The following is a 17,736-nucleotide window of genomic DNA, read 5'->3' on the forward strand; positions in this document are numbered from 1 at the left end:
GTTGCGCGTTTCTGTCAGTGCCGGCAGCGATCATTGTCTATCTTAGTAACCCGCTGCTTTCTGGTGCCGGAATGCAAGCAAATAGACGGCAGATGTATCGGGCTCATGGCGGTACAGTGCAAACGTAGCCCGAGTCGCCAAAGTCGATGATCAACTCGCGCAGTTCTGAAAGGTCGGCGAGCGGGCGACCTATCTCGGGATGGTTTTCCAGGCGGATGATTTGCTGCTCGATGGCCTGCCCGGCACGTCTGGCTACCTGGGGGCTTTTCTCGGCGAGGAACTGGCGGCATCGCTGGAGCCCTGCCATGGCCCCAGCGGTAATGATCAGTCGTGGCATTCGGGCTGCCCCGTTTCCTCCTCGGTACTCCATGTGGCGAGCCAGGCGCGAGCTTCCTGAGCGGTGAGGTGTTGCCCGGTTTCCTGATACGACGCCCAGGACGCCAGGGCCTCCTGCTTGAAGCTTTCACGGGCCTCCTCGCGTGTGACGTACTGCACGATCGCTTCACGCATGATCCAGTGGGCCGAGCGCTGGCGCAGCCCGGCCAGTTGCTGGATACGTTCTTTCAACTCGTCGTCGATCTTGATCGAAGTCGCCATGAGGGGACCCTTGTGATTACCAGGTATTACCTCTGGATAAGCTAGCAGTGGGCGGGCGCTGCTGCCCATGGTTACGGCTATGGAAACAGGGCAATCGCGCTATGGCGTTAGGGCATCGCCCGCACTCGATGAAAAGCGCTGGAGGCTGGAAAGCTGGATGAGAAACCGCTGTTTCGCGTCGTGCTCGAGCCGCCTTTCGTTCAGCCTCCAGCTTTCCAGCGCTGTTTTCGGCTCGGGCTCCTGCTTCGCTCTACCTCCTGCATCCATGCAGTCGCCGGCTCTTCGAGCGCATAGCGCGATTGCCCTGGGTGTGGGAACGAGCCTGGCGTCAGTGAGGCGCATCGCGGTACAGGTACCTGACCAGCGGGCCGATGGACAGGCCCTGGAGCAGGATCGAGGTGAGCACCACGATGTAGGTCAGGCTCAGCAGCAGGTCGCGCTGCTCGCCCAGGGGCAGGGACAGCGCCAGGGCGACCGAGACGCCGCCGCGCAAACCGCCCCAGGCGAGGATGCGGATGGTGCCGACCGGCACCTGGCGGCGCCCGCTGGGGTGACGACGGATGAGCAGGATGGCCGGCGCGACCGTCAGCCAGCGCGCCACCAGTACCGCGCCACCGAGCACGAAGGCGGCGACGATGTGCAGCCAGGAGAACGGCAGGAGCAGCAGCTCCAGGCCGATCAGGGCGAACAGCAGGGCGTTGAGGATTTCATCGATCAGCTCCCAGAACCCGTCCACGTAACGCCGCGACTCGTCGGACATCGCATGGTTGCGCCCCAGGTTACCGATGATCAGGCCGGCGACCACCATGGCGATCGGCCCGGACACGTGCAGCCGCGCCGCCAGTGCCGCCCCGCCGAACACCAGGGCCAGGGTCAGCATGACTTCGACCTGGTACTGGTCGATGCTGCGGATCATCAGGAATACGCCATAGCCCAGGGCGGCGCCGAACAGCAAGCCGCCGACCGCTTCATGCACGAACAACCAGCTGACGCTGCCCAGCGTGGGGGTGGTGCCGAGCTGGAGGATGCCGAGCAGGATGGTGAACACCACCACGGCGGTGCCATCGTTGAACAGCGATTCGCCGACGATGGTGGTGGCCAGCGGCTTGGGCGCGCCCGAGGACTTGAGGATGCCGAGCACGGCGATGGGGTCGGTGGGCGAGATCAGGGCGCCGAACAGCAGGCAATAGAGGAAGTCCACGTGCCAGCCGAACAGGGCGAAGATGCTGTAGGAGAGGACGCCGATCACGGTGGTGGCGATCAGCACGCCCACGGTGGCCAGCAGGCCGATGGGCCACTTGTAGCTGCTCAGGTCGCGCAGGTCGACATGCAGCGCCCCGGCGAACAGCAGGGCCGGCAGGAACCAGGTCATGAGGACGTCGGAGAAGTCGATGCGGCGGATCATCTCCTGCACCTCCAGCTCGATCAGCGGGTAGCCGAGCTGGCTCAGGGCCTGGGCGATCAGCGAGAACACCAGCGCGGTGGCCATGACGCCGATGGTCGGCGGCAGGCGGATGAAGCGGTAATTGACGTAAGTGAGCAGGGTGGTCAGGGCGATGAAGGCAGCTACCAGGTCGAGCACGGCAAGTCCTTTGGCGGTGGGATGACAGTGTGGCGAGAGGGGGATGATAACGGCGATGTAACAGGATATGTGGAACCCGCCGGCATTTTTGTCATGTCATAAGGGTGGCAAAAGCATTGAACCCCTCGCTCGGGACGGCGGTCGAGTATCCATGCGCCGGAAGACCCCCTGGCTCAAGCCCGCAGCGGCATGCGCGCGCCGGTGAGCGACGACAGGGGCGCGAAAAGAGGCTTGGCCTTCTGCTTCCGGCATGGCCGCCGCGTAAGGGGGGCGGATGGATAAGGCGAGCGTTGCGCTTGCGTCGATTGGAGTCGAAGCATGGTGAACACCTATGCCAAGGTCTTGCTGGGAGGCGCTGCCTTGGCAGCTGTACTGGCCTTGCTGGTCCACTGGATCACCCCCGCCATTCTCGTGCAGCACCGCGACGATCTTCTGTTCTACCTGCAGGCCCACCTGTTGCTGGTCGGCGTGTCCATGCTCGCTGCCCTGGCGGTGGGTGTGCCCGCGGGCATCCTGCTCAGCCGGCCGGGCCGCGAGCGTAGCGCCGAGCGTTTCATGCAGGTGTTCAACGTCGGTAATACGGTGCCGCCGCTGGCGGTGCTGGCGATCGCCCTGTCGCTGGTCGGCATCGGCAATGGCCCGGCGATTCTGGCGCTGTTCCTCGCCTCCCTGCTGCCCATCGTGCGCAATACCTACGAGGGCTTGCGCAACGTGCCCGGCTCGCTCAAGGAGGCCGCCACCGGTATCGGCATGACGCCGGGCCAGGTGCTCTGGCAGGTGGAGTTGCCCAACGCCGTGCCGATCATCGTCGGTGGCGTGCGGGTCGCGCTGGCGCTGAACGTCGGTACCGCACCGCTGGCCTTCCTGATCGGCGCCAACAGCCTGGGCAGCCTGATCTTCCCGGCCATCGCCCTGGAAAACCAGCCGCTGCTGATCCTTGGCGCGGCCACCACCGCCTTGCTGGCACTGCTGCTCGACGGCCTGGTCGCCGCGCTCAGCCGCTTCTGCTTCGAGCGAGGCCTGGCCCGCTGATGGAGATCCTGATGAAGTCTTTTGCCCTCTGCCTCGGCCTGCTGCTGGCCGCCACCGGCCAGGCCGCGGAGATCCGTATCGGCGCCAAGGTATTCACCGAGCAGGCGATTCTGTCCGAGCTCACCGCCCAGTATCTGCGGCCCCATGGCTACCAGGCGCGCATCGTCGGCAACCTCGGCAGCACCATTGCCTGGAACGGCATGAAGAGCGGCCAGCTCGACCTGACCTGGGAATACACCGGCACCTCGCTGGTGGCCTACAACAAGGTCACCGAGCGTCTCGACAAGGAGGCCGCCTATGAGCGCGTCAAGGCGCTGGATGCCAAGAGCGGCGCGATCTGGCTGACACCGACCCGGTTCAATAACACCTATGCCCTGGCGCTGCCGGAGCAGGTCGCCAAGGAGCATCCGGATATCCACAGCATCAGCGATCTGGCTGCCGCGCTGCAGCAGCCGGGCGAAGGCAGCCGGCTGCTGGCGCTGGACATCGAGTTCGCCAATCGTTCCGACGGCCTGGCCGGGCTGGTCAAGGAGTACGACCTGCGCTTCTCCCGCGATGAGGTGCGGCAGATGGATCCCGGGCTGGTCTATACCGCGTTGCGCAACGGCCAGGTGTTCGTCGGCCTGGTGTACACCACCGATGGCCGCCTCGACTCCTTCGGCCTGCGCCTGCTGGAGGACGACAAGGGCTACTTCCCCGACTACACCGCGGCGCCGGTGGTCAATGCCGACTACCTGCAGGCGCATCCCGATCTGCGCGAGTTGCTCAAGCCCCTGGCCGAGCGCCTGGACGACGCCACCATGCGCCGCCTCAACGCCCGTGTCGATGTCCAGCGCGAGTCGCCTGCGGCGGTGGCGGCGGACTTCCTGCGCGAGCAGAAGCTGATCGAGGGGGAGCGCTGACATGGATTTCATGACCGCTTTCCAGCACATCGACTGGGCCCAGGTCATGGCCCTGACCTTCGAGCACATCGCCCTGGTCGGTATCGCCGTCAGCCTGGCGATCCTCATCGGCGTGCCGCTGGGCATTCTGATGACGCGCTTCCCGTGGCTCGCCGGCCCGTTGCAGGGCGCCGCCACGGTGATGCTGACCATCCCCTCCATCGCCCTGTTCGGCCTGCTGCTGCCGTTCTACTCGCAATTCGGCCAGGGCCTGGGGCCGCTGCCGGCGGTGACGGCGGTGTTCCTCTATTCGTTGCTGCCGATCCTGCGCAACACCTACCTGGCCTTGAGCAGTGTCGAGCCGGGCATTCGCGAGGCCGGCAGCGGTATCGGCATGACCTTCTGGCAGCGCCTGCGCATGGTCGACCTGCCCATCGCCGTGCCGGTGATCCTGGCCGGCGTGCGCACCGCCGTGGTGATGAACATCGGCGTGATGACCATCGCCGCCACCATCGGCGCCGGAGGCCTCGGCGTGCTCATCCTGACCGCCATCAGCCGTAGCGACATGGCCACCCTGCTGGTCGGCGCGGTGCTGGTGAGCCTGCTCGCCATCGTCGCCGACCTGTTCCTGCAATGGCTGCAGAAAACCCTGACCCCGCGTGGCCTGCGAGCGGCGCACTGAGGAATCCGAGATGATCGAGCTCGACAAACTGACCAAGATCTTCCAGCAGAAGGGCAAGGACGTGACGGCGGTGGATGCCGTCAGCCTGAGCGTCGACGAGGGGCAGATCTGTGTCTTCCTCGGCCCCTCCGGCTGTGGCAAGACCACCACCCTGAAAATGATCAACCGCCTGATCGAACCGACTTCCGGGCGCGTGCTGATCAACGGCGAGGACACCACGGGCATCGACGAGGTGACCCTGCGGCGCAACATCGGCTATGTGATCCAGCAGATCGGTCTGTTCCCCAACATGACCATCGAAGAGAACATCACCGTGGTGCCCAAGCTGCTCGGCTGGGACAGGAAGCGTTGCCGCGAGCGGGCGGTGGAACTGATGGGCATGGTGCAACTGGAGCCCAGGCAGTACCTGTCGCGCTACCCGCGCGAGCTGTCCGGTGGCCAGCAGCAGCGCATCGGCGTGATCCGCGCGCTGGCCGCCGACGCGCCGGTGTTGCTGATGGACGAACCCTTCGGCGCGGTCGATCCGGTCAACCGCGACGCCATCCAGAACGAGTTCTTCCAGATGCAGCGGGCCCTGAACAAGACGGTGATCATGGTCAGCCACGATATCGACGAGGCCATCAAGCTGGGCGACAAGATCGCCATCTTCAAGGACGGCAGACTGCTGCAGTACGATCATCCCGACACCCTGCTGGCGCATCCCGCGGACGACTTCATCAGCGGTTTCGTCGGCCAGGACAGCACCCTCAAGCGCCTGTTGCTGATCCGCGCCGAAGATGCCGCCGACGACGCACCGTCGATCCTGCCCGCGACCTCGGTGAGCGATGCCCTGGAACTGATGGAGGAGCATGACCGCCGCTACCTGGTGGTCACCGACGGCAACCGCAAGGGCCTGGGCTACATCCGCCGCCGGGACCTGCGTGGGCAGAGCGGTCCGGTGCAGCCGTTCCTGCGCGCGTTCACCGCGACGGCGGCCTACGACGAACACCTGCGCATCCTGCTGTCGCGCATGTACGAGTTCAACAGCTCCTGGTTGCCGGTGCTCAGCGCCGAGCACGACTTCCTCGGTGAGGTCACCCAGGAGTCCATCGCCGACTACCTCAGTTCGGGGCGTTCGCGCGGCAAGACCAGTATCGTCTCGCCGGCGGCGCAGGCGGCTGGCACGCCGGCTGGTTAAAGGCGATAGCGGACGATCGTAGGATGGGTGCAACCCATCGGCAATTGATGGGTTTCACCCATCCTACAGGCTATTGCGGAGCGGTGGACGGGTGAAGCGTCGTCCACCCTACGAACGGCCGCTTCTGCCTTGTAACTGCCTTCCCCGAATAAAGCCCCGAAGCCTGGCGAGCGTGGCTGTCATCGTCGTGAAAGCAGCCCATGCCAGGCTGATCGTCAGGCGTTCGGTTCTCTGCGCGGGCCGCGGCTGTGCAGCATTTCGCCGTGTCTTGTGCGAAATCCGAAACGCTCGGGAAACGACTGCGTCGCCAGGGATAATTTTTGATTGATCTGAGCCGGGCCTGGTCTTAAAGTCCGCGCCGAACGTCCATGCTGGCAACGATCCATCCGGCTCAAGTACTGACGACGAGAGGTTGGCGCGCGCCTGTCCACAGGCAGTGGCAATCCTCGGCGACATGCCTTGGGAAGTAGGCGAACCAAAGTGGGGAAACTGATCAGACGTTCCAGGCCTGGCAGCAGGCCGCCCCCGACACCTGGTTGAACCTGTGCCCGGTTCAACTGCCCGAATCATAGTGTTCATGGTTTAGCCATCTGGAGCCCCGCATGCCGATCAAGGTCGAAGATTACTACCCGCGCGAAACCTTCAATAAGATGAAGGCGTTCGCCGACCAGCAGGAAACCCCGTTCGTGGTGATCGACACCGCGATCATCAGCCAGGCCTACGACGACCTGCGTGCCGGTTTCGAATTCGCCAAGGTGTACTACGCCGTCAAGGCCAACCCGGCGGTGGAAATCATCGAGTTGCTGCGCGACAAGGGCTCCAACTTCGATATCGCCTCGATCTACGAACTGGACAAGGTGCTCGCCACCGGCGTCGGCCCGGAGCGCATCAGCTACGGCAACACCATCAAGAAAGCCCGCGACGTGCGCTACTTCTATGAGAAGGGCGTGCGCCTGTTCGCCACCGACTCCGAAGCCGACCTGCGCAACATCGCCAAGGCCGCGCCGGGCTCGAAGATCTACGTGCGCATCCTCACCGAGGGCTCGACCTCGGCCGACTGGCCGCTGTCGCGCAAGTTCGGCTGCCAGACCGACATGGCCATGGACCTGCTGATCCTGGCCAAGCAACTGGGCCTGGTGCCCTACGGCATCTCCTTCCACGTGGGCTCGCAGCAGCGCGACATCGACGTGTGGGACGCCGCCATCGCCAAGGTCAAGGTGATCTTCGAGCGTCTGAAGGAAGAGGACGGCATCGTGCTGCAGATGATCAACATGGGCGGCGGCTTCCCGGCCAACTACATCACCCGTACCAACAGCCTGGAAACCTACGCCGAGGAAATCATCCGCTTCCTCAAGGACGACTTCGGTGACGAGTTGCCGGAAATCATCCTCGAGCCGGGCCGTTCGCTGATCGCCAACGCCGGTATCCTGGTCAGTGAAGTGGTGCTGGTGGCGCGCAAGTCGCGTACCGCCGTGGAGCGCTGGGTGTACACCGATGTGGGCAAGTTCAGCGGCCTGATCGAAACCATGGACGAAGCCATCAAGTTCCCCATCTGGACCGAGAAGAAGGGCGAGATGGAGGAAGTGGTGATCGCCGGCCCGACCTGCGACAGCGCCGACATCATGTACGAGCACTACAAGTACGGCCTGCCGCTCAACCTGGCCAGCGGCGACCGCCTGTACTGGCTGTCCACCGGTGCCTACACCACCAGCTACAGCGCCGTGGAATTCAATGGCTTCCCGCCGCTGAAATCCTTCTACCTGTAAGCGCTCCCGCTACGCCGAACGCCCGCACCCGTTGCGGGCGTTTTCGTTGGCGACCTCGCTGACGTAAGCCTGCCGTTGCCCTGGATGGCGGCATTGTCATGCCTGCGAGCATCGCCCGCAAGCGGGCTCCTACACCTCGTGCATGGAGCATGCTCATTGGTCGCCTCTTTGCCCTTGCATGCGGTTGGCCGTCAGGCGAAAAACACTCAACCATTTCCAGTGTCATGAGTCCTACATGCAAGAGGACGACAATGCCTCCCCGCAGTGACGTGATCGGCACGTCGCGTGGCCAGGAACATGACGGATCAGTGAGAGTCGTTGCCATGAAATCGACCCCAGGAATGCTGGAAGGCGCTTTGGCCGTTCGCTATTACCAGAGCGTCAATGGCCATTTCCCCATCGAGATCGGGGCTGCCGTGCCCGGCTCGAGCATGTCGGCCATCGTCAAGCCCACCGCCGGCTTCGCCATGCTCGATCCCTCGAGCGAAGAGACGCTCGGCCTGTCCCTGCTCGAGGCCGAGGCCACCGGCCTGACGCTGGAGAAGGTCTGCGACCAGCTCAACGAGTTCCTCGCCGGGCGCCGGGTCAACTGTTCGAACAGCGCCGAGGCCGAAGCCATTGCCTGCCTGTTCCAGGCCGGCGGCATCGAGCCGGAATTCGACCTGAGCACGCTGGACGACAGCGCCCTGTACCTGCCCGAAGCCCTGCCGGACGACCAGTACCCGGAAACCATCGCCCGGGATCTCTTCGTGCTGGCCAGGCCGTTCGAGATCTTGCGTGCGGGCTGAGCGATGGCTGCCCTGGACAAGGTCGGTTCGCAGCCAGGCGACGATCCACGCCGAGGATAGCCGGTAGCGCGTTCTTTACAGATGTAAAGATGAGAACGCCTATTGCGTGTTAACAATTATCGAATAGACTTGGGCGCCTTTCAGGGGGCATCGCGCCTTCGCTGGCTCCGGCCCCGTCGTGCTTCTGCCGGCGGGGCTTTCGCGTCTCTGGGGCTGGTCCATCCGCGCCGGCAGCCTGCGCACCCCTGATCCACTTCCCCATGACGCGGTCGACTCTCGTGTTCAAGAAAATCCTCTTTCAACTGCATTGGTTGCTCGGTATCAGCGCCGGGCTGGTGCTCGCCCTGATGGGCGTGACCGGGGCGCTCTACAGCTTCCAGGAAGAGCTGCTCGTGGCCATCAACCCGCAGATGTCGGTTGCGCCGCAGCCGGGGCCGGTGCTGGCGCCGGGCGAGTTGATTGAGCGCCTGCAGGCGCAGGGCCTGAGCGTGTCCGGTATCCATGTGGACACCGCAGGCGGCCAGCCGGCACGGGTCTTCCTGACGCCGCCAGCCGGTGAGCGCCGGGGTGGCATGCGTTTCGTCGACCCCTATAGCGCCGAGTCGCTTGGCGAGCCCCGTGGCTTGCCGTTCTTCGGCCTGATGCTGCAGCTCCACCGCTTTCTGGCCATGGGTCAGAGCGGCAGGCAGATCACCGGTGCCTGCACCATCGCCCTGGTGTTTTTCTGCCTGTCCGGGCTCTATTTGCGTTGGCCGAGGCGTGCGCTGAGCTGGCGTACCTGGCTGACCTTCGACTGGGCCAAGCGGGGCCGGGCCTTCAACTGGGATCTGCATGCGGTGGCCGGTACCTGGTGTCTGCCGTTGTACCTGTGTGCGGCGCTGACCGGCTTGTACTGGTCGTACGACTGGTATCGCAGCGGCCTGGAAACCCTGCTCAGCGATACGCCCCGGGTCGCCGGCGAGGGGCGTGGCCGGCGCGGGCCGCCGCCTGCCGCGGGGCAGCCGGCGCCCCAGGTGGATTATCACAACCTCTGGCAGGGTATCCGCCAGACCGCGGGCGACCAGCTGGGCGTCTACAGCCTGCAGCTGCCGAACGCGGCCGGGCAGCCGGTGCGGGTGTCCTTCATGCTGCGCGATGCCGAGCACGCGCGCGCCTTCAACCAGATGCAGCTCGACCCGCTCAGCGGCGAGGCCAGGCAGGTGCAGCGCTATGCCGACAAGTCGCTCAACGAGCGGCTGCTGGCCAGCATCTATGCCCTGCATACCGGGGAGTACTTCGGCCTGACCGGGCGGGTGCTGATGACGGTCGCCAGCCTGCTGATGCCACTGTTCTTCATCACCGGTCTGCTGCTGTATCTCGATCGGCGGCGCAAGAAACGCGCGGTCAGGACGGCGCGCCAGGCGTTGAGCGGTTCCGAGCAGGGGGAATCCTGGCTGGTGGGCTTCGCCAGTCAGAGCGGCTTCGCCGAGCAGCTGGCCTGGCAGACCGCCGGCCAGTTGCAGGCCGCCGGCCTGGCGGTGGAGGTGCAGCCCCTGGCGCGAATCGATGCCGAGAAATGGCGTCGCACGCCCCGGGCCTTGCTGGTGCTCAGTACCTTCGGCGATGGCGAGGCGCCGGACAGTGCGCGCGGTTTCGAGCGGCAATGGCTCGGCGCAGCGCTGGACCTGAGCCACCTGCGCTACGCCATGCTGGCCCTCGGTGACCGTCAGTACAGCCAGTTCTGCGGTTTTGCCCGGCGCGTCGATGACTGGCTGGAGCGCCTTGGCGCACGGCGTCTCGGTGAGCGGGTGGAGGTCGATGGCAACGACGGCAGTGCCCTCGACCACTGGCAGCGGCAACTGACCGAGTTGACCGGCGTGCAACTGCAGGTGCCGCAAGAGGTGCCCTTCGAGGCCTGGGAACTGTGCCAGCGCCAGTGCCTGAACCCACAGAGCACGGCGGCGGGCACCTGGCTGGTCGGTCTGCGGGCGCCGGCGGATAGCTCCTGGCAGGCGGGCGACATTCTCGAGATCCTGCCGCGCAACGGTGCGGCGGACGTGCAGCGCTGGCTGCGGGCCCACGGCCTCGAGGCGTTGCAGCGGGCCAGGATCGAGCCGCTGGGACAGCCGCTGCGCGAGGCGCTGGCCACGCGTCAGCTACCGCAGAGCGCGGCGCATCTGGTCGGCCTGCATGCCCAGGCGCTGTTCGAGGCCCTGGTGCCGCTGGCCTCGCGCGAATATTCCATCGCCTCGCTGCCCGAGGACGGGCTGCTCGAGTTGATCGTGCGCCAGCAGCATCAGGCCGACGGTCGCCTTGGCGCGGGTTCGGGCTGGCTGACCGAGCATGCCGCTGTGCCCGGGCAGGTGCTGGGGCGGATTCGGCGCAACAGCGGCTTCCATGTGCCGGCCGACGAGCGCCCGCTGATCCTGATCGGCAATGGCACCGGCCTGGCCGGTTTGCGCAGCCTGCTCAAGGCCCGTATCGCGGCGGGGCACTCACGCAACTGGCTGCTGTTCGGCGAGCGCAGCGCCGCCCATGACTTCTATTGCCGCGAGCAATTGCAGGGCTGGCTGGCCGCAGGCCAACTGGCGCGTCTGGACCTGGCCTTCTCCCGCGACCAGGCGCAGAAGGTCTATGTGCAGGATCGCTTGCGCGAGGCCGGCGAAACGCTGCAGGCGTGGCTGGCGGACGGCGCCGCGCTGTACGTATGCGGCAGCCTGGCCGGTATGGCCAGCGGGGTCGATGGCGTGCTGCGCGAGATACTCGGCCACGCGGCGGTCGACCAACTCATCGAACAGGGCCGCTACCGCCGCGATGTCTATTGAGTCCGCTGGGCGGGCTCAGGCGTTGATCGTCTCCGCGTGGTGGCAGGCCACCTGACGGCCATCCAGCGCCCGCAGCGGCGGGACTTCTTCCTGGCAGCGCTGGCTGGCATGGGGGCAGCGCTTGTGGAAGGCGCAGCCGGGGGGCGGGTCCAGCGGGTTGGGCAGTTCGCCGACGATCCTGATCTTGGGTTTGTCCGGATCGGGGTGGATGGTCGGCGTGGCCGAGAGCAGCGCCTTGGTGTAGGGGTGCAGGGGGCGTTCGTAGATCAGCGTGCTGGGGCCCATCTCGGCGGGGCGGCCGAGGTACATCACCAGCACCTCGTCGGCGACATGGCGCACCACGGAAAGGTTGTGCGAGATGAACACGTAGCCGGTCCTGAATTCGTCCTGCAGATCCATGAACAGGTTGAGCACCTGGGCCTGGATCGACACGTCCAGCGCCGAGGTCGGCTCGTCGGCCACCAGCACCTTGGGCGTCAGCATCATCGCCCGGGCCAGGGCGATGCGCTGGCGCTGGCCGCCGGAGAACATGTGCGGGTAGCGCTGGTAATGCTCCGGGCGCAGGCCGACCTGGCTCATCATCGCCTGCACCTTGTCGCGGCGCTCGGCGCGCGACAGGCCGGTATTGATCACCAGGGGTTCGGCCAGTTGATCGCCGATCTTCTGCCGCGGGTTGAGCGAGGCGTAGGGGTTCTGGAAGACCATCTGCACGTCGCGGCGCAACTGCTTGCGCGCCTGTGCGCTGGCGCCGGCGACCTCCTGGCCGGCGATCTGCAGCGACCCCGAGGTTGGCTCCTCGATCAGCGTCAGGGCACGGGCCAGGGTGGATTTGCCACAGCCCGACTCGCCGACCACGGCCAGGGTCCTGCCGGCCTCGAGGTCGAAGGACACGCCGTTGAGCGCCTGTACCGTGGCGCCGGGCTTGAACAACCCGCGGGACACGGCGTAATGGCGCGTCAGTTGGCGCGCCGTGAGGACGGTCGTCATCACGCCACCTCCGCATTCAGGTTGAGGGGGAAGTAGCAGCGCACCGCACCGCGCTCGTGCGGCTCCAGGGCCGGACGTCGTTCTCGGCAACTGGCTTGTACATAGGGGCAGCGTGGCGACAGCAGGCAGCCATGGGGCCGGTCGTAGCGCCCGGGGACGATGCCGGGCAGGGTCGACAGGCGGCTGGCGCCCAGGCTGTGTTCGGGAATCGCCTTGATCAGCGCTTCGCTGTACGGATGGGTCGGCGCGTCGAACAGCGCCGGCACCTGGCCCAGCTCCACGGCTTGCCCGGCATACATCACGCAGACCCGGTTGGCGGTTTCGGCGACCACCGCCAGGTCGTGGGTGATCAGCACCAGGCCCATGTTCTGCTCGCGCTGCAGGTTCAGCAGCAGCTCCATGATCTGCGCCTGGATGGTCACGTCGAGGGCGGTGGTCGGCTCGTCGGCGATCAGCAGTTTGGGCTCGGCGGCGATGGCCATGGCGATCGCCACCCGCTGGCTCATGCCGCCGGAGAGTTGGTGCGGGTAAGCGTCGAGGCGACTGGCCGCGCCCGGGATTTCCACCCGCTCGAGCAACTGCAGGGCGCGCTGCCGGGCAGCCTTGCCCTTGAGCCCGAGGTGCTGGCGCAGCACTTCTTCGATCTGGAAGCCGACGGTGAAACTGGGGTTCAGGGCGGTCATCGGGTCCTGGAAGATCATCGACAGGTCCTTGCCGACGATGTGGCGGCGCTGCCGGCCCTTGAGGGTGAGCATGTCGCTGCCGTCGAACACCAGGCGCTCGGCGCGGACGATGCCGGGGGCGTCGATCAGGCCCATGAGGGCCATCATGGTCACTGATTTGCCGGAGCCGGACTCGCCGACGATGGCCAGCACTTCGCCCTTGTCCACGTTCAGGTCGAGGCCATCGACCACCGGTACGGCGTTGGCGTCACCGAAGCGCACGCTGAGGTTGCGGATCTCGAGCAGGCTCATCGGACGGCCTCCATCTGATAGCGTGGTGCGGCCATGGTGGATGAAAAGAGGCGCCGGCTACGCGCCCCGAGCCACACTGCGGGGCTGTTCTGGCGTAGGGTGGACGACGCTTCACCCGTCCACCGTCGCGGTTCACCCATGGTGGATGAAAAGAGGCGCCAGCTACGCGCCCCGATCCACCCTACGGGCGGTCTCGAGCGGTTGTGTAGGGTGGACGATGCTTCACCCGTCCACCGATGTGCGGTCATGGCGTGGAGGTTGTTCATGGCGGCCTCCTCAGATCGCGTTCTTGAGTTTCGGGTCCAGCGCATCGCGCAGGCCGTCGCCCATCAGGTTGATCGCCAGCACGCTGAGCAGGATCGCCAGCCCCGGCAGGGTGACCACCCACCAGGCACGTTCGATGTAGTCGCGCGCCGAGGCCAGCATGGTGCCCCACTCGGGGGTCGGCGGTTGCACGCCGAGGCCGAGGAAGCCCAGGGCGGCAGCGTCGAGGATCGCCGAGGAAAAGCTCAGGGTGGCCTGCACGATCAGCGGCGCCATGCAGTTGGGCAGCACGGTGACGAACATCAGCCGCGGCAGGCTGGCGCCGGCCAGGCGGGCGGCGGTGACGTAGTCGCGGTTCAGCTCGCCCATCACCGCCGCGCGGGTCAGGCGCACGTAGGACGGCAGCGAGACGATGGCGATGGCGATCACCGTATTGATCAGGCCGGGGCCGAGGATGGCGACGATGGCCACCGCCAGCAGCAGCGACGGCAGCGCCAGCATGATGTCCATCAGGCGCATGATCAGCGGGCCGATCAGGTTGGGAAAGAAGCCGGCGGCCAGCCCCATGAGCACGCCGGGAATCAGCGATATCACCACCGAGGCCAGGCCGATCAGCAGCGACAGGCGGGCGCCGTGGATCAGCCGCGAGAGCAGGTCGCGGCCGACCTCGTCGGTGCCCAGCAGGAACTGCCATTGCCCGCCCTCGAGCCATACCGGCGGGGTCAGCAGGGCATCGCGGAACTGCTCGCTGGGCGAGTAGGGCGCGACCCAGGGTGCGAACAGGGCGCAGAACACCATCAGCAGCATGAAGCCGAGGCCGGCCACGGCGCCCTTGTTATGGCAGAAGGCGCTCCAGAACTCCTTCAGTGGCGAGGGGTAGAGCAGGCTCTGATCGAGGGGCGTGGTGGTGGTCGAGGTCATGGGCGCGCCTCCTTCTCCTGCCGGATGGACGACGCGTCACCCGTCCACCGTGGTACGGCCATGGTGGATGAAAGGAGCGCCATCCACCCTACGCAGGCGTCGGTTTTCCGTAGGGTGGACGACGCGTCACCCGTCCACCGTGGTACGGCCATGGTGGATGAAAAGAGCGCCATCCACCCTACGCAGGCGTCGGCTTTCCGTAGGGTGGACGGCGCTTCATCCGTCCACCGGCACGTAGTAGGTGTAGCCTGGGTCGAGCAACGCGATACCCAGGATGCACTGTCCCGGGTGTCGCTTCGCTCGACCCAGGCTACGCGAGCAGTGTTCCGGCAGGCCAGGGGCAGGGACATGGAAAGATCCTCGTTAGCGCTGATGGCGGATGCGTGGGTTGGCCAGGCCATAGAGGATGTCCACCACGAAGTTGACCATGATCACCAGGCAGGCGATCAGCAGGATGCCGTTCTGCACCACCGGGTAGTCGCGGGCGCCGATCGACTCGATCAGCCACTTGCCGATGCCCGGCCAGGAGAAGATGGTTTCGGTCAGCACCGCGCCGGCCAGCAGCGTGCCGACCTGCAGGCCGAATACCGTGAGCACCGGGATCAGCGCATTGCGCAGGCCATGGACGAACACCACGCGCGCCGGCGACAGGCCCTTGGCGCGGGCGGTGCGCACGTAGTCCTCGCGCAGCACTTCGAGCATGGCCGAGCGGGTCATGCGCGCGATCACCGCCAGGGGAATGGTGCCCAGTACCACGGCTGGCAGGATCAGATGGCGCAGGGCGTCGAGGAAGGCGCCTGGTTCGTCGGACAGCAGGCTGTCGATCAGCATGAAACCGGTCACCGGGGGGATGTCGTAGAGCAGGTCGATACGCCCGGATACCGGCGTCCAGCCCAGCCATACCGAGAAGAACATGATCAGCAGCAGGCCCCACCAGAAGATCGGCATGGAGTAGCCGGCCAGGGAAATGCCCATCACCCCGTGGTCGAACAGCGAACCGCGCTTGAGCGCGGCGATCACGCCGGCGATCAGGCCCAGGGTACCGGCGAACAGCAGGGCGGCGAGGCTCAGTTCCAGGGTGGCGGGAAACAGGGTGGTGAACTCGTCCCACACCGGGGTGCGCGTACGCAGCGATTCGCCCAGGTCGCCCCGGGCCAGCTTGCCGATGTAGTCCAGGTACTGGGCATACAGTGGCTTGTTCAGGCCCAGGCGCTCCATGGCCTCGGCGTGCATCTGCGGGTCGACCCGGCGTTCGCCCATCATCACTTCCACCGGATCGCCGGGGATCATGCGGATCAGGGCGAAGGTCAGCAGGGTGACGCCGAAGAAGGTGGGAATCAGCAAGCCCAGGCGGCGTGCGATGAAACTCAGCATTGGGGGGAGTCACTCCTCATCAGGCGGCAGAACCGGGCCGGCGGGAGCCTTGGCGGCCCCTCTAGGTATAGGATGCAATGAGCTGTTCGACCATGGCGTGGTCCGGGCATTCGCCCGGACTCGCCGTGCAGGGACGGTTGTGCGACAGGCTATCAGTCGTTGCTGACACCGCTGAAGCTGTTGCGACCGAAAGGGCTGATCTCGAAGCCTTTGACGCTGGTGCGCATCGGTTGGTAGACGGTGGAGTGGGCGATCGGCGTGATCGGCACCTCGCGCTTGAGCACGGCCTGGGCCTGTTTGTACAGCTCGCTGCGTTGCTCCTGGTCGGTGGTGCGCTTGGCCGCCACGACCAGCTTGTCGTATTCGGCGTCGCACCACTTGGAGAAGTTGTTGCCGTCCACCGACGCGCAGCCGTACAGAGTGCCGAGCCAGTTATCGGGGTCGCCATTGTCGCCGGTCCAGCCGATCAGCATGGCGTCGTGCTCGCCGGCATGGGCGCGCTTGATGTACTCGCCCCACTCGTAGCTGACGATGCGCGCCTTGATGCCGACCTTGGCCCAGTCGCTCTGCAGCATCTCGGCCATCAGCCGGGCATTGGGGTTGTAGGGGCGCTGCACGGGCATGGCCCACAGGGTGATCTCGGTGCCTTCGGCGACGCCGGCGGCCTCGAGCAGTTGCCTGGCTTTTTCCGGGTCGTATGGCGCGTCCTTGAGCGACTCGTCGTAGGACCACTGGGTCGGCGGCATGCCGTTCACGGCAAGCTGGCCGGCGCCCTGGTACACGGCCTCGATGATCGCCGCCTTGTTCACCGCCATGTCCAGCGCCTGGCGCACTTCGAGTTTGTCGAAGGGCGCGCGGGTGACGTTGTAGGCGATGTAGCCGAGGTTGTAGCCGGGCTCGCTCGGCACGTTGAGGTTGCTGTCCGCCAGCAGGCCCTTGAGGTCGGCCGGGCGCGGATTGAGGGTGATCTGGCATTCGCCGGCGCGCAGCTTCTGGGCGCGTACCGAGGCGTCGGTGTTGATCGAGAAGATCAGGTTGTCGATCTTCACTTCCTCGGGCGCCCAGTATTGCGTGTTGCCCTTGTAGCGAATCACCGCGTCCTTCTGGTAGCGGCTGAACACGAAGGGGCCGGTGCCGATCGGCTTCTGGTTGATGTCCGAGGCCTTGCCGGCCTTGAGCAACTGCTCGGCGTACTCGGCGGAATGCACGGCGGCGAAGTTCATCGCCAGGTTCTGCACGAAGGCGGCGTCGACGGCGTTGAGGGTGAACACCACGGTGTGGTCGTCGGCCTTCTCGATCCTGGCGATGTTCTGGTCCAGGCCCATGTCGGTGAAGTAGGGGAATTCGCTGGGATAGGCCTTGCGGAACGGATGCTCCTTGTCGAGCATGCGCTGGAAGGTGAACAGCACGTCGTCGGCGTTGAAGTCGCGGCTCGGCTTGAAGTAATCGGTGCTGTGGAACTTGACCCCTTCGCGCAGGTGGAAGGTGTAGGTCAGGCCGTCCTCGCTGACGTCCCAGGAGCTGGCCAGGGCCGGCTGGGCCTTGGTGCCGCCGCGCTCGAACTGGGCCAGGCGGTTGAAGATGGTTTCCGATGCCGCATCGAAGTCGGTGCCGGTGGTGTACTGGCCCGGATCGAAACCGGCCGGGCTGCCCTCGGAGCAGTAAACCAGGTTGCTGGCCACGGCCAGGGGCGAACCGACGATCAGGCCTGCGGTGAGCAGAGCCGTGCACAGGGGTGACATGCGCATGCGAACCTCTTTTTTCTTTTTTGTTCGCGCCTGGTTCGGCACGAGCTCGGTATGCGGTGAAGGCGGGTGGCCCACCGGGTCGAGCTCGAAATTAAGTCATGCTGAAATTCCGGTCAACAAAAATTAAGCAGCACTAACATTGCGCACAAATGCCCTCAT

At 65.7% G+C, this 17,736-nt stretch carries 15 protein-coding genes; 7 read left to right on the top strand and 8 right to left on the bottom strand.

The genetic code is table 11. The features are described 5' to 3' along the window. Positions 1–103 precede the first annotated feature (103 nt). From DNK34_RS15085 to DNK34_RS15095, 3 genes are all read right to left on the bottom strand, one after another. Entirely contained in the window at positions 104–337 is a 234-nt protein-coding gene (locus tag DNK34_RS15085) for a type II toxin-antitoxin system RelE/ParE family toxin (RefSeq protein ID WP_242675275.1), read from the bottom strand. Beyond that, the gene (locus DNK34_RS15090) at positions 325–597 is read right to left on the bottom strand and encodes a CopG family ribbon-helix-helix protein (RefSeq protein WP_131175934.1); all 273 of its coding nucleotides are present in this window, start codon (positions 595–597) and stop codon (positions 325–327) included. Before DNK34_RS15090 ends, DNK34_RS15085 begins: the two co-directional genes overlap by 13 nt. 328 nt (positions 598–925) lie before the next feature. Beyond that, complete coding sequence (locus DNK34_RS15095; protein ID WP_131175933.1) at positions 926–2,179, bottom strand: cation:proton antiporter; 1,254 nt, start codon at positions 2,177–2,179, stop codon at positions 926–928. A 318-nt stretch (positions 2,180–2,497) separates the two neighbouring features. Between DNK34_RS15095 and DNK34_RS15100 the strand changes: the two genes are divergently transcribed. From DNK34_RS15100 to DNK34_RS15130, 7 genes are all read left to right on the top strand, one after another. Then, entirely contained in the window at positions 2,498–3,211 is a 714-nt protein-coding gene (locus DNK34_RS15100) for an ABC transporter permease (RefSeq protein WP_131175932.1), read from the top strand. A gap of 11 nt (positions 3,212–3,222) precedes the next feature. Continuing rightward, a complete protein-coding gene (locus DNK34_RS15105; protein ID WP_131175931.1) occupies positions 3,223–4,113 on the top strand; it encodes a glycine betaine ABC transporter substrate-binding protein in 891 nt (296 codons plus the stop codon). 1 nt (position 4,114) lies between these two features. Continuing rightward, positions 4,115–4,774 (top strand): ABC transporter permease, encoded by a 660-nt coding sequence (locus tag DNK34_RS15110; RefSeq protein WP_131175930.1) that lies wholly within the window; start codon positions 4,115–4,117, stop codon positions 4,772–4,774. Between the two features lie 10 nt (positions 4,775–4,784). Continuing rightward, positions 4,785–5,951 (top strand): ABC transporter ATP-binding protein, encoded by a 1,167-nt coding sequence (locus tag DNK34_RS15115; RefSeq protein WP_131175929.1) that lies wholly within the window; start codon positions 4,785–4,787, stop codon positions 5,949–5,951. Between the two features lie 602 nt (positions 5,952–6,553). Continuing rightward, positions 6,554–7,717, top strand: a complete 1,164-nt coding sequence (locus tag DNK34_RS15120; RefSeq protein WP_131175928.1) for a type III PLP-dependent enzyme — start codon at positions 6,554–6,556, stop codon at positions 7,715–7,717. A 323-nt stretch (positions 7,718–8,040) separates the two neighbouring features. Continuing rightward, positions 8,041–8,505 (top strand): hypothetical protein, encoded by a 465-nt coding sequence (locus tag DNK34_RS15125; protein ID WP_131175927.1) that lies wholly within the window; start codon positions 8,041–8,043, stop codon positions 8,503–8,505. Between the two features lie 278 nt (positions 8,506–8,783). Further along, on the top strand, positions 8,784–11,309 hold the full coding sequence (locus DNK34_RS15130) for a sulfite reductase flavoprotein subunit alpha (RefSeq protein WP_131175926.1): 2,526 nt from the start codon (positions 8,784–8,786) through the stop codon (positions 11,307–11,309). A 15-nt stretch (positions 11,310–11,324) separates the two neighbouring features. Here the strand turns inward: DNK34_RS15130 and DNK34_RS15135 are convergent, their stop codons facing one another. The 5 genes from DNK34_RS15135 to DNK34_RS15155 all read right to left on the bottom strand — a co-directional run bounded on the left by DNK34_RS15135 (position 11,325) and on the right by DNK34_RS15155 (position 17,577). Beyond that, entirely contained in the window at positions 11,325–12,296 is a 972-nt protein-coding gene (locus DNK34_RS15135; RefSeq protein ID WP_131175925.1) for a peptide ABC transporter ATP-binding protein, read from the bottom strand. Continuing rightward, entirely contained in the window at positions 12,296–13,270 is a 975-nt protein-coding gene (locus DNK34_RS15140; protein ID WP_131175924.1) for an ABC transporter ATP-binding protein, read from the bottom strand. The genes DNK34_RS15135 and DNK34_RS15140 overlap by 1 nt, the downstream gene beginning before the upstream one ends. Positions 13,271–13,546: 276 nt before the next feature. Continuing rightward, positions 13,547–14,455, bottom strand: a complete 909-nt coding sequence (locus DNK34_RS15145) for an ABC transporter permease subunit (protein WP_131175923.1) — start codon at positions 14,453–14,455, stop codon at positions 13,547–13,549. A 363-nt stretch (positions 14,456–14,818) separates the two neighbouring features. Then, positions 14,819–15,829 carry an ABC transporter permease subunit gene (locus DNK34_RS15150; protein WP_131175922.1) on the bottom strand — a complete coding sequence of 337 codons (1,011 nt, stop codon included), beginning with the start codon at positions 15,827–15,829 and terminating at the stop codon, positions 14,819–14,821. 152 nt (positions 15,830–15,981) lie between these two features. Continuing rightward, on the bottom strand, positions 15,982–17,577 hold the full coding sequence (locus tag DNK34_RS15155) for an ABC transporter substrate-binding protein (RefSeq protein WP_131175921.1): 1,596 nt from the start codon (positions 17,575–17,577) through the stop codon (positions 15,982–15,984). Positions 17,578–17,736 lie beyond the last annotated feature (159 nt).

The sequence above is a fragment of the Phytopseudomonas dryadis genome, assembly GCF_004327355.1.
Classification (GTDB): Bacteria; Pseudomonadota; Gammaproteobacteria; order Pseudomonadales; family Pseudomonadaceae; genus Aquipseudomonas; species Aquipseudomonas dryadis.

What these genes read in the sequence shown, in the direction of transcription:
- DNK34_RS15100 (WP_131175932.1), top strand. Translation starts at nt 2,498, where the DNA reads ATGGTGAACACCTATGCCAAGGTCTTGCTGGGAGGCGCTGCCTTGGCA.
- DNK34_RS15150 (WP_131175922.1), bottom strand. Translation starts at nt 15,829, where the DNA reads ATGCTGAGTTTCATCGCACGCCGCCTGGGCTTGCTGATTCCCACCTTC.
- DNK34_RS15125 (WP_131175927.1), top strand. Translation starts at nt 8,041, where the DNA reads ATGAAATCGACCCCAGGAATGCTGGAAGGCGCTTTGGCCGTTCGCTAT.
- DNK34_RS15135 (WP_131175925.1), bottom strand. Translation starts at nt 12,296, where the DNA reads ATGACGACCGTCCTCACGGCGCGCCAACTGACGCGCCATTACGCCGTG.
- DNK34_RS15105 (WP_131175931.1), top strand. Translation starts at nt 3,223, where the DNA reads ATGAAGTCTTTTGCCCTCTGCCTCGGCCTGCTGCTGGCCGCCACCGGC.
- DNK34_RS15120 (WP_131175928.1), top strand. Translation starts at nt 6,554, where the DNA reads ATGCCGATCAAGGTCGAAGATTACTACCCGCGCGAAACCTTCAATAAG.
- DNK34_RS15140 (WP_131175924.1), bottom strand. Translation starts at nt 13,270, where the DNA reads ATGAGCCTGCTCGAGATCCGCAACCTCAGCGTGCGCTTCGGTGACGCC.
- DNK34_RS15110 (WP_131175930.1), top strand. Translation starts at nt 4,115, where the DNA reads ATGGATTTCATGACCGCTTTCCAGCACATCGACTGGGCCCAGGTCATG.
- DNK34_RS15155 (WP_131175921.1), bottom strand. Translation starts at nt 17,577, where the DNA reads ATGCGCATGTCACCCCTGTGCACGGCTCTGCTCACCGCAGGCCTGATC.
- DNK34_RS15115 (WP_131175929.1), top strand. Translation starts at nt 4,785, where the DNA reads ATGATCGAGCTCGACAAACTGACCAAGATCTTCCAGCAGAAGGGCAAG.
- DNK34_RS15085 (WP_242675275.1), bottom strand. Translation starts at nt 337, where the DNA reads ATGCCACGACTGATCATTACCGCTGGGGCCATGGCAGGGCTCCAGCGA.
- DNK34_RS15145 (WP_131175923.1), bottom strand. Translation starts at nt 14,455, where the DNA reads ATGACCTCGACCACCACCACGCCCCTCGATCAGAGCCTGCTCTACCCC.
- DNK34_RS15090 (WP_131175934.1), bottom strand. Translation starts at nt 597, where the DNA reads ATGGCGACTTCGATCAAGATCGACGACGAGTTGAAAGAACGTATCCAG.